Annotated in this window: 8 protein-coding genes; 7 read left to right on the top strand and 1 reads right to left on the bottom strand. The window is 72.6% G+C overall.

Features of this window, described 5'->3' with window-relative positions:
* The first annotated feature begins 5 nt into the window (after positions 1–5).
* From B4U46_RS34690 to B4U46_RS34675, 4 genes are all read left to right on the top strand, one after another.
* Positions 6–3818: a non-ribosomal peptide synthetase gene (locus B4U46_RS34690; protein ID WP_079432238.1), complete on the top strand. Its 3813-nt coding sequence runs from the start codon at positions 6–8 to the stop codon at positions 3816–3818.
* Between the two features lie 43 nt (positions 3819–3861).
* Positions 3862–4557, top strand: a complete 696-nt coding sequence (locus B4U46_RS34685) for a thioesterase II family protein (protein WP_079432237.1) — start codon at positions 3862–3864, stop codon at positions 4555–4557.
* A gap of 75 nt (positions 4558–4632) precedes the next feature.
* Positions 4633–5589 (top strand): ATP-binding cassette domain-containing protein, encoded by a 957-nt coding sequence (locus B4U46_RS34680; RefSeq protein ID WP_079432236.1) that lies wholly within the window; start codon positions 4633–4635, stop codon positions 5587–5589.
* Between the two features lie 35 nt (positions 5590–5624).
* A complete protein-coding gene (locus B4U46_RS34675; protein WP_079432391.1) occupies positions 5625–6347 on the top strand; it encodes an ABC transporter permease in 723 nt (240 codons plus the stop codon).
* Between the two features lie 98 nt (positions 6348–6445).
* Here B4U46_RS34675 and B4U46_RS34670 read toward each other — a convergent pair whose 3' ends face one another.
* The gene (locus tag B4U46_RS34670; RefSeq protein WP_221265299.1) at positions 6446–7960 is read right to left on the bottom strand and encodes an FAD-dependent monooxygenase; all 1515 of its coding nucleotides are present in this window, start codon (positions 7958–7960) and stop codon (positions 6446–6448) included.
* 329 nt (positions 7961–8289) lie between these two features.
* Between B4U46_RS34670 and B4U46_RS34665 the strand changes: the two genes are divergently transcribed.
* From B4U46_RS34665 to B4U46_RS34655, 3 genes are read left to right on the top strand one after another with little or no spacing between them, the layout of a single operon-like run.
* Positions 8290–8523, top strand: a complete 234-nt coding sequence (locus B4U46_RS34665; RefSeq protein WP_079432234.1) for a phosphopantetheine-binding protein — start codon at positions 8290–8292, stop codon at positions 8521–8523.
* Positions 8520–9770, top strand: a complete 1251-nt coding sequence (locus tag B4U46_RS34660) for a cytochrome P450 (RefSeq protein WP_079432233.1) — start codon at positions 8520–8522, stop codon at positions 9768–9770. The genes B4U46_RS34665 and B4U46_RS34660 overlap by 4 nt, the downstream gene beginning before the upstream one ends.
* Complete coding sequence (locus B4U46_RS34655) at positions 9767–10531, top strand: thioesterase II family protein (protein ID WP_079432232.1); 765 nt, start codon at positions 9767–9769, stop codon at positions 10529–10531. The genes B4U46_RS34660 and B4U46_RS34655 overlap by 4 nt, the downstream gene beginning before the upstream one ends.
* Positions 10532–10579: the final 48 nt, after the last annotated feature.

The following is a 10579-nucleotide window of genomic DNA, read 5'->3' as shown; positions in this document are numbered from 1 at the left end:
AGGCAATGATCCCGCTGTCCTTCGTGCAACGTCGCACATGGTTCCTGCACCAGCTGGAGGGTGCGGAGACCTGGAACATCTCCTCGGCGTTCCGGCTGACCGGGCGACTGGACCAGGAGGCCCTTCTCGCAGCGCTCGGCGACCTGGTCGACCGGCACGAGATCCTGCGCACCGTCTACCGGACGGACGAGGACGGAGAGCCCCACCAGCTGATCCTCCCGCTGGAGGAGGCCCTGGAGCAGGTGGCCGTGCCGGTCACGGACGTGGCGCCCGAGGGCGTGTCCGCCGCCGTCGACGAGACCGTCGCGCACTGGTTCGACCTGGAGAAGGAGATCCCCCTGCGGGCCCGGCTGCTGCGCAGCGGCCCCGAGGAACACGTCCTGGTCCTCGTCATCCACCACATCGCCTCCGACGGCAGCTCGGGCGCCCCCCTGGCCCGGGACCTGGCCACCGCCTACAACGCGCGCCGGGCCGGGCGGGCGCCCGGCTGGGAGCCGCTGCCCGTCCAGTACAAGGACTTCACCATGTGGCAGCGCGAGGTCCTCGGCGACCTCGCCGACCCGCAGAGCCTGGGCGCCCAGCAGGTCGCCTACTGGCGCCGCGAACTGGAGGGCGTGCCGCAGCCGCTCGACCTCCCGCTGGACCGCCCCCGCTCCGTGGAGGGCGGCACGGACGGCGACGCCGTCCCCATCCCCGTGGCCGCCGAGGTCATGGCCGGGCTGCAGAAGCTCGCCGACGGGCGCGGACTGACCATGTCGATGGTCATGCAGGCCGCCCTCGGCGTCCTGCTGGGCAAGCTCGGCGGCGGCGAGGACATCCCCGTCGGCACCCCCATCGCCGGCCGGACCGACGAGGCGCTGAACGACCTCATCGGCTGCTTCGTCAACAACCTCGTCATCCGCATGGACCTCTCCGGCGACCCCACCTTCGCCGCCCTCCTCGCCCAGGTCCGGGACAAGGCGCTGACCGCCTACGAGAACCAGGACGTGCCCTTCGAGGTGCTGGTCGAACAGCTCAACCCCGACCGCTCCGCCGCCTACCGGCCGTTCTTCCAGGTGATGTGCGGCTGGCAGAACACCGAGAGGTGGTCCCTCGCGCTCGACGGCCTCGACGTCGAATACCGCCAGGCCCTCCTCGCGACCACCCAGGTCGACGTGTTCTTCAGCATGACCACCGACGAGACCGGCGCCCTGCGCGGCGACATCTCCTACGCCACCCACCTCTTCGACCGGGACACGGTCGAGGACATGGCCGCCCGCTACGCCCGCGTCCTGCAGCAGCTCGCCGCCGACCCGCAGGTCCGGATCAGCGAGGTCGACGTCCTGGTCGACGGCGAACGGGACCTGCTGCTGACCGAGGTCAACGACACCGCCGCACCCACCCTCGACGGCGGCCTGGCCCAGGCCCTGCGCCGGCAGGCCGAAGCCGCCCCCGACGCCCCCGCCCTCATCGCCGAGGAGGAGACGCTCACCTACCGCGAGCTGGAGGCCCGCTCCAACCGGCTCGCGCACTGGCTCGTCGGCCGCGGGGTGCGTCCCGAGTCGCTGGTCGCCGTCAGCCTGCCCCGCACCGCGAACCTGCCGGTGGCCCTGCTCGCCGTCCTCAAGGCCGGCGGCGCCTACATCCCCATCGACCCCGACCACCCGCGCTCGCGCACCGAGTTCGTCCTCGGCCAGGCGAAGCCGGCCCTCGTCCTCGACGCCGACACCCTGGCCGCCGCCGACTGGGAGCACTGCCCGGACACCCCGCCCGAGGTGGACGTCCGCCCCGACAACACCCAGTACGTCATCTACACCTCGGGCTCCACGGGCACCCCCAAGGGCGTGGCCGTCCCGCGCGGCGCGGTCGCCAACTTCCTGGCCGCGGCACGGAGCCGGTTCCCGCTGACCGCCGCCGACCGGATGCTGTTCAGCACGACCGTCTCCTTCGACATGGCCAACACCGAGCTGTACCTGCCGTTCGTCTGCGGCGCCACCATGGTCCTGGCGAAGAAGGAGACCGTCACCGACCCGTCGGCCATGACGGCCCTGCTGCGCCGCCACGCGGTCACCGTCGTCCAGGCCACCCCCGGCTTCTGGCAGATGCTGCTCGCCCACGAACCGGACGCCGCCAGGGGCCTGCGCATCATCACCGGCGCGGAGGCCGTCCCCCTCCGCCTCGCCGAGACCCTGGCCGAACAGGCCGCCGAGGCCGGCAACTGGTACGGCCCCTCGGAGACCACCACCTGGTCCACCACCGCGCCCCTCAAGGCCGGCGCGGGCAGCGTCTCCATCGGCACACCGATCGGCAACACGCAGGTGTACGTGCTCGACGCGCGGCTGCGCCCCGTCCCGCGCGGGGTCCAGGGCGAGCTGTACATCGCCGGAGACGGACTCGCGCGCGGCTACCAGGACCGTCCGGACCTGACCGCCGAACGGTTCGTGCCCTGCCCCTTCGGCCCCGCCGGCGCCCGCATGTACCGCACCGGCGACCTCGTGCGGTGGAACAAGTCGGGGTCCCTGGAATACCTCGCCCGCACCGACCACCAGGTCAAGGTCCGCGGCTTCCGCATCGAACTCGGCGAGATCGAGCACGTCCTCGCCGGACACCCCGACGTGGCGCGGGCGGCCGTCGTGGTCCGCGAGAACCGCCAGGGCGACCGGAGCATCGTCGGCTACGTGGTCCCCGGCGCGGACGCCGCCGGCCCCGCCGAACTGCTCCCCGAGCTCACCGCGTACCTGCGCGGACGCCTCCCCGACTACATGGTGCCCTCCGCGCTGGTCCCCCTCTCCGAGATCCCGCTGACCCCCAACGGCAAGCTCGACCGGCAGGCCCTGCCCGACGGGCCCGCCCCCGCCGCGGCCGGCGGGGCGCCGCGCAACTCCCACGAGGAGAGGCTCGCCGCCGTCTTCCGCGAACTGCTGGACCGGGAGCACGTCGGCGTCGACGACGACTTCTTCGCCCTCGGCGGCCACTCCCTGCTGGCCACCCGGCTCAGCGTCCGCATCCGCAAGGACTTCGACGTCGAACTGCCGCTCAGGACGATCATCAAGTTCCCGACGGTGGCCGAGCTCGCCGCCCTGCTGCTCGCAGGAGCCGTCCCCGACGAGGTCGCCGACCCGTTCGGCGTCGTCCTGCCCCTCAACAGCGACCCCGGCACGGGGAAGAAGCCCCTGTGGTTCTTCCACGGCGGAGGCGGCCTGGGCTGGGCCTACTTCAGCTTCGTCACGCACGTGCAGGGCCGGCAGGCCTACGCCTTGCAGTCGCGCGGCGCCGACGGGCGGGCCCCGCTGGTGGAGTCCATCGAGGAGATGGTCGACCACTTCATCGAGGAGATGCTGGCGGTCCAGCCCGAGGGCCCCTTCAACCTGGTCGGCTGGTCCTACGGCGGCACCCTCGTCCAGGCCGTCGCCGCCGGCCTCGACCGGCGCGGCCACGAGATCGCCCTCACGGCCGTCCTGGACTCCCAGCCGGGCGGCCAGGGCTGGTCCGACATCCACCGCGACAAGACGGTGGAGGACTACCGCGACGAGCTCGAGGACTTCTTCGGCCAGTACATCGGCACCGGGAACCAGCAGGAGTTCCTGGACAACATGTCGAAGGTCCTCGCCAACAACACCAACCTGATGATGGATTGGGAATCCCCCGTCTACAACGGCGACATCGTCTTCTTCCACGCCACCCTCAAGGACGAGCGGTACGCCCACCTGTGGCGCCCCTACGTCCTGGGCACCATCGAGGAGTACGACGTGGCGGCCACCCACCACGAGATGAACCTGCCCGGACCCGTGTCCGAGGTCTTCGAGGTCCTGAACGCGAAGCTGGCGGACCTCGCATGACGAACCCGGCGAACCCTGCAACCGATGATCGGAGCTGGTCGCGATGACAACGACCACCCTGCTGTGCGTGCCGTTCGCGGGAGCGGGCCCCTCGTTCTTCCACCCCTGGCGGGAACTGGCCGCCGACCGGTGGCGCGTCACCTCGGTGGAGCTGCCGGGCCGGGAGCGGCGGATCCTGGAGGAGCCCTACCGCAACGTCCAGGAAGCCGCCAAGGGCGTGATCGACGACGTCGTCGCCGACCTCGGCGAAGGGGCCCGGACCGTACTGTTCGGGCACAGCCTGGGCGCGGTCCTCGCCTACGAGCTGGCCCACCTGCTGGGCGCCCGCGGCGTCCACGTCGAACGGCTGGTCGTCAGCGGCTCCCCCGGCCCCTGGACCCAGCGCGAACGGCGCGCGGCGGGCCTGCCCGACGAGGAGTTCCTGGCCAGGGTCGAGGAGTTCGCGGGGTTCCGGCACGAGGCCCTGGACCACCCGGAGATGCGGGAGCTGATCCTCCCCGTCCTCCAGGCCGACTGCGAGATGCACGAGAGCTACGTACCGAGCACCGACGTACCGCTGGCGGTGCCGATCTGCTCGCTGCGCGGCGCCGACGACGGCCTGGTCAGCGCGCAGGAGGCCCGCCAGTGGCAGGCGGCGACCACCGCCGCCTTCACCTGGGCGGAATTCCCCGGCGACCACATGTACCTGGTCGACGCCGGCCGCGAGGTCCTCGACCTGATCGCGCGGCAGTCCCTCTGATCAGCAGCGATGCGCTCCAGCGCCGTGTCAGCAGCGTGACAGGTCGATGACAGGCCCGAAGAGGAAAGTGGAGGCATGAGAAGCTCAGCGATCGCAGTTTCAGGGCTGCGTAAGGCATACGGTGACAAGGTCGTGCTCGACGGCATCGACTTCGACGTCGCCGCGGGATCGGTCTTCTCCCTGCTCGGCCCCAACGGGGCGGGCAAGACGACGACGGTCAACGTCCTGACGACGTTGATGAAAGCCGACGCCGGCACCGTGCGGGTCGCCGGGTACGACGTGGCCGCCGAGACCCGGCAGGTGCGCGGCGCCATCGGCGTGACCGGCCAGTTCGCCGCGGTCGACGAGCTGCTGACGGGCCGTGAGAACCTGCAGCTGATGGCGGACCTGAAGCGCGTGCGCGACGGCGGCAGCCTGGTCGACGGGCTGCTGGAGCGGTTCGACCTGGCGGAGTCCGCGGACAAGCAGGCGTCCACCTACTCCGGCGGCATGCGCCGCAAGCTGGACCTGGCGATGACCCTGGTCGGCAAGCCGCAGGTGATCTTCCTGGACGAGCCGACGACGGGTCTCGACCCGCGCAGCCGGCGCACCATGTGGGGCATCGTCCGCGAACTGGTCGCCGAGGGAGCCACCATCTTCCTCACCACCCAGTACCTGGAGGAGGCCGACCAGCTCGCCGACCGGATCGCGGTCCTCAACCAGGGCCGCCTGGTCGCCCAGGGCACCCCCGAGGAGCTCAAGCGCCAGATCCCCGGCACGCACGTCCGTTTCCGCTTCGCCGACCTCGCCGGACTCGACGCCGCGGCCCGGGTCCTGCTCGAGGCCACCCGCGACGAGGAGGAGCTGACCCTGCGCGTGCCCGGCGACGGCGAGACCCGCTCGGTGCGGGCTCTGCTGGACCGGCTCGACGCGCACGGGATCGACGCCGAGGAGTTCTCGGTGCAGCGCCCCGACCTCGACGACGTCTTCCTCGCCCTGACCGACCAGTCGGCGGGCGCCCAGAACACCAGCAAGGAGGCGATCGCACAGTGAGCACGGTCTCGACGCCGTTGGCCGACTCGGCGATCATGCTGCGCCGCAACCTGAAGCACACCGTGCGCAACCCCGTCACGGTCTTCAACGCGGTCCTGTTCCCCATCATCATCATGCTCATGTTCGTCGGGGTGTTCGGCGGCGCCTTCAGCGTCGGCGAGGACTACGTCGACTACGCCACGCCCGGCCTGCTCGTGATGGCCATCAGCTACGGGCTCGGGGCGACCGCCACGGCGGTGAACGACGACATGACCAAGGGCATCATCAACCGCTTCAAGGTCATGGACGTCTCCCGCGGCGCCATGCTGACCGGGCACGTCGTCATCACCTCGGTGCGCTGCCTGGTGGCCTGCGCGGCCATCGTCGGCGTGGCCTTCGCCATGGGCTTCGACCCGGCCGCGAGCGCCCTCGACTGGCTCGGCGTCGTCGGCGTCATCGTGCTGCTGAGCTTCGCGGCCGGCTGGCTGACCGTCGCCACGGGCCTGGCCGCCAAGACCGTGGAGTCCGCGGGCCTGGCCACCGTGCCGCTGATCATGCTGCCGTTCCTGAGCACCGCGTTCGTCCCCGCGGAGACCATGGGCACGGGCATCCGGCAGTTCGCCGAGTACCAGCCCTTCACCCCCATCATCGAGACGCTGCGCGGGCTGCTGAACGGCAACCCCTCGGGCGGCGACGCCCTCGCGGCCGTCGCCTGGTGCGTGGGCCTCGCCCTCCTCGGGTACGTCTGGGCGGTCTCCACGTTCAAGAAGCGGGCGTGAGCCCGGCCTGAGAGCCGCCACGACGACGGCGGCCGCCGGGACCCGGAGGGGGTCCCGGCGGCCGCCGTACGCGTTCCCCGCACCGGCGGGGCGCCGCCTCACCCCGCCAGGGCCGGACCGAACCAGGTGGTCAGGGCCGCCCGCAGCGCGGCGAGGTCCGGCTCGGCGCCGGCGTCCGCCGCCCAGGCCACGTGCCCGTCGGGCCGGATGAGCAGCGCCGCCGGAGCGGGCACCTCGCCGACCGGCGGAACGGGCCACAGCTCCTCCTCGGCGCGCGCCGCGACGAGGTCGACGCGCCCGGCCCAGCCCGCGGCGACGCCGGCCAGGCCGGCCCGGCCGGACAGGTCGAGCAGGACGGGCCGGGCGGCGTGCAGCAGCTGGTAGACGCCGATGACGCCCTCGTCCGTCTTGAGGTCGGCGTCGAAGACCCGGCGGCCCTCCATCGGATGGTCGCCGCCGGCCGGGTAGCGGACGTCCAGCGCGGTCAGCATGTGCCGCAGGACCCGGTTGACGTCGTCGAAGACCATGAGCGAGCCGAACACCTCGCGCAGCGCGTCCGTCGCGGCGCCGGGGCGGGCCAGGGCCGCCTGGGCCCGGGTGTTGTGCAGCACGCGCTCCCCGACCGGGTGGCGCTCGTCGTGGTAGCTGTCCAGCAGGCTCTCCGGCGCCTGGCCCCGGACCACCGAGGCCAGCTTCCAGCCGAGGTTGACCGCGTCCTGCACCCCCATGTTCAGCCCCTGGCCGCCGGCCGGGAAATGGATGTGCGCGGCGTCGCCCGCCAGCAGCACCCGCCCCGCCCGGTACCGGTCGGCCTGCCGCGCGGCGTCGTTGAACCGCGAGACCCACCTGGGGCTGTGCATGCCGAAATCGGTGCCCGCGACCTTGACCAGGGACTCGCGCAGCTGCTCGAACGTCGCCGGCTCGTCGCGGTCCGCGACCCGGTCGTACTCGGAGGTGATCACCCGGTACCAGCCCGGCTCGAAGGCGATCGCCGAGTAGTCCCCGCCCGCGGTGCGCCGCACCCACACGTAGTCCTCGGGCAGGCCGGGCAGTTCCACGTCCCCGATCAGCGCCGTCATCGTCGCGTCGGTGCCGGGGAAACCGATGCCGGCCAGCTTGCGCACCGTGCTGCGCCCGCCGTCGCAGCCGACCAGGTAGCGGGCGCGCAGCTCCGCCGCCCCGTCCGCCGTGTCCAGCCCGACCGTCACCCCGTCCGCGTCCTGGCGGACCGCGCTGACCGCGGCCGACCGGCGCACCTGCACGCCGAGCTCGCCGGCCCACTCCTCCAGCAGCCGCTCCACGGCGGACTGGAGGATCATCAGCGGATAGGGGTGCCTCGACTCGGACTCGTCGAAGTCCAGATAGAGGCCGGAGAAATGCCCGACCGGCTGCGGTTCGCCCTCCGCCAGGAAGCGGTCCAGGATCCCGCGCTGGTCGAGTACTTCCAGGGTGCGCGAGTGGATCCCGCCGGCCCGGGACTCGCCCGTACGCCCGGCCAGCCGCTCGACCACCACCACGTCCACGCCCGCCAGCCGCAGCTCGCAGGCGAGCATCAGGCCCGTCGGCCCCGCGCCCGCGACGACCACGTCCGCGTCCGTACCCGTATGCCCCACGTCGTTCCCCCTCGTTCGACTGCGCCTCTAACGACGTTGAATCACCATCACGTTCACTGAACGCGAATCGGCCGGTCAAGGAACGCCACTGCCGGGGCGGGGCAACCCGTGGGCGGACTTCCGCTGTCCCGCCGGCGGGACGGTCCCCGGGAAAGGACCGGCCGGCGCACTCTCAACCCCACCGGCCGGCGAGCGCCGGGACACCGCCGAAGCGGTGTGGCCGGACGGGCATCCACGCGAGACTCGGTCCGGCCGTTCGAGGAAGTGTCTCGCCGGCGGGACGGCGCGGCCGGGGGACCCCCGGCCGTCGGAGGAAGGACAGACGGGCAATGGGATCGTTGGGACAGGAAATCGCGGAGCTCTGGGGACAGCACCTGGGCGGCCGTGAGGTCGGTGTGGACGACGACTTCTTCGCGATCGGCGGCAATTCGCTGAGCGGCATCAAGATCATCGAGCGGGTGTCGGAGCAGTACGGCGTCCAGCTGTCCGTGCGCGACTTCTACCTGGCGCAGACCCCGGCCCGGGTCGCCGAACTGATCGAGCAGGAGAGGACCGGGGCGTGAGGCTCACGCCGGGTCCCGCGCGCGACGTCGACCTCGCCGGCGTCGACCTGTTCGACCTGGACCTCTACACCTGCGGCGATCCCCACCCGGTCTGGGACGTGATGCGGGAGCGGGCGCCCCTGCACCACCAGGTCCTGACGGACGGCCGGGAGTTCTGGTCGGTGACCCGCTACGAGGACGTCCGCCGGGTCCTGTCCGACCACCGCGAGTTCACCTCCGAACGCGGCACCGTCCCCACCCACCTCGGGACGGACGACCCCGCCGCCGGCGTCCTGATGACCTCCACCGACCCGCCGCGGCACACCGAGGTCCGCCGGCCGCTCGGCTCCAAGCTCACCGCGCGCGCGGTCCAGGTCTGGGAGGACCGGATCCGCGCCACGGTCGTGCGCTTCCTCGAACCCGCCCTGGACGGCGCCGTCTTCGACCTCGCCGAGCAGGCCCTGCTCCTGCCCGCGCTGGTCACCGGCCCGCTGCTCGGCATCCCCGAGAAGGACTGGGAAGAGCTCGTCCGGCTGACCGCCATGGTGACGGCCCCCTCCGACCCGCACTTCCTCCTCGGCAGCGAGGCCGCCACCCTGGCCATCTCCCACCACGAACTCCTCACCTACGTCCGGGACTGGGCCAGGACCCACCGGGCCTCCGGCCAGGAGGACGAGAGCCTGCTCCACCACCTCACGAGCGTCCGCCCGGGCGGCGAGGCGCTGTCCGACGAGGAGATCGCCCTCGACGGCTACAGCATCCTGCTGGGCGCCAACGTCACCACCCCGCACACCGTCTCCGGCACGGTCGACGCGCTCATGGAGCGCCCCGCGCAGTACGCCAAGGCGGCGGCCGACCCGACGCTGGTCCCCAACCTCGTCGAGGAGGGCCTGCGCTGGACCTCGGCCGCCTGCAACTTCATGCGGTACGCGGTGGGCGACGTCGAGATCGCCGGCGGCACCGTCCCGGCCGGCGGCGCGGTCGTGGCCTGGATCGGCTCGGGCAACCGGGACGCCTCCGTCTTCCCCGATCCGCACGCCTTCGACATCACCCGGGCCGGCGCCAAACGCCACGGCGCCTTCGGCTTCGGACCGCACTTCTGCATCGGCGCCCCCCTCGCCCGGATGACCCTGCGCGTCTTCTTCGAGGAACTGCTCGCACGCTTCGAATCCCTCGAACCGGCCGGTGAACCGCAGCACCTGCGGTCGTACTTCATCGCCGGAATGACCCACCTGCCCCTCGTCGGCAAGAAACGGCGGACCCCATGACCTCCGGCACCCCCACCGCCGCGCCCGCGGGCACCGCCGCCACCTCGCCGTGGTTCGTCCGGCCGCCCTCCGCGGACGCCGCCGCCCGGCTGTTCTGCTTCCCCTTCTCCGGGTCCGGGGCCTCGGCCTTCAGCGCCTGGCCCGCCGCGATCGAGGGCGCCGAGGTCTGCCCGGTGCAGTTCCCCGGCCGCGAGAACCGGCTGGCGCACCCCCACTACGGCACCTACGAGGAGCTTGCCGACAGCCTGGCCGACGCCCTCGCCCCGCACCTCGACCGGCCGTACGCGGTCTTCGCGCACTGCGCGGGGGCGATCCCCGCGTACGAGACCGTGCTGCGCCTCGCCGAGCGCGGCCTGCCCGGCCCGCGGTGCCTGTTCGTGTCGGGCCAGCCCGCCCCGCACGACGCCGCCCGCGACCGGATGCTCGGCCTGACCGAGCCGCAACTGCGCGCCGAACTGGAGTCGTTCGTGCGCGGCCGCGGGCTCGAACCCCGCCCCGACATGATCGACCTGGGCATGTTCGTCCTGCTCCGCGACCACGCCGCCGCCGGCGCCTACCGGCGGACCGAGGCGGCCCCGGTGGACTGCCCCGTCGTCGTCCTGCACTGGCGCGACGACACCGATGTGAGCGCCGAGGACCTGCAGGGGTGGCGCCGGTACGCGGACCGGGTCGAGTTCCGGGTGGTCGGCGGCGGCCACTACGGCTTCATGGACGCGCCCGGGGACCTGCTGGCCGCGCTGTCCCCGTCCTCCTGGCGCTGACCCCAGCGGCCGTCCGTCCACCCCCGTCCCAGCGATCTGCCGAGAGAA

Source organism: Streptomyces katrae, from assembly GCF_002028425.1.
Lineage (GTDB): Bacteria > Actinomycetota > Actinomycetes > Streptomycetales > Streptomycetaceae > Streptomyces > Streptomyces katrae_A.
This window is presented reverse-complemented; position numbering and strand designations above follow the sequence as displayed.